The 765-nt window shown below is 55.2% G+C and carries 1 protein-coding gene; it reads right to left on the bottom strand.

What is annotated here, in order from left to right:
• Positions 1-765: protein kinase domain-containing protein (locus HMPREF1627_RS00965; RefSeq protein WP_034500379.1), on the bottom strand; the 765-nt coding region annotated here is incomplete at both ends.

The following is a 765-nucleotide window of genomic DNA, read 5'->3' as shown; positions in this document are numbered from 1 at the left end:
CTTATCTACAATTGTGCCGGCTTCCGGGTCAGATGAAATGACCGAGTTTGCAGGAATTTCTGAACTTGCTTCCGTGCTTGCAATGGCAAACTCTAATCCGGCTTCTTTAAGTCTTGCGATTGCTTGTTCTTGAGTCTGTCCAACAACGGTTGGAACCGGAACTTGTTCTACTTCCGGCTCCGCGGAGTTAGTGGCAAACCACCACACCAGGCCGCCAATCATGGCAAGGGCAACAACGATAAGTAAAGCGATTGGCCAACGCTTCTTCTTGGGTTCCTCCTCCAAAGTGTCAATGCGCGCCATGGTTTGCGTATCGTAGGCGGGGGCCGGAGGTGGCATGGTTGCTGCAGGCATCGTCATGGTAGCAGGGGACATAACCTGCGTTGCTGGCGCCTGCCATGAGTCCGTTTCGGGGGCCATTACGAGAGCGCCGCGTGCCGCTCGATTGAGGTCGGCACGCATCTCTTCGGCAGAGCTGTATCTGTCGTCACGGTTTTTCGCTAAAGCCTTGAGGACAACTCGGTCAATTGAGTCCGGCACGTCACTGGTGATGGAAGAAGGTTTTGGCGGAATTTCTGACACGTGTTGGTAGGCCACGGCGACAGCAGAATCGCCCTTGAACGGAGGTTGTCCCGTGAGAAGTTCGAACAGTACACAACCCGTGGAGTAAATGTCAGAGCGGGCGTCAACCGGATCGCCGTGCGCCTGTTCCGGGGATAGGTACTGAGCAGTTCCAACCACGGCATTCGTCTGCGTCATAGTGGC

This window comes from Actinomyces sp. S6-Spd3 (assembly GCF_000758755.1).
Lineage (GTDB): Bacteria > Actinomycetota > Actinomycetes > Actinomycetales > Actinomycetaceae > Pauljensenia.
The sequence above is the reverse complement of the archived record's forward strand: the minus strand, read 5'-3'. Positions and strand labels throughout refer to the sequence as shown.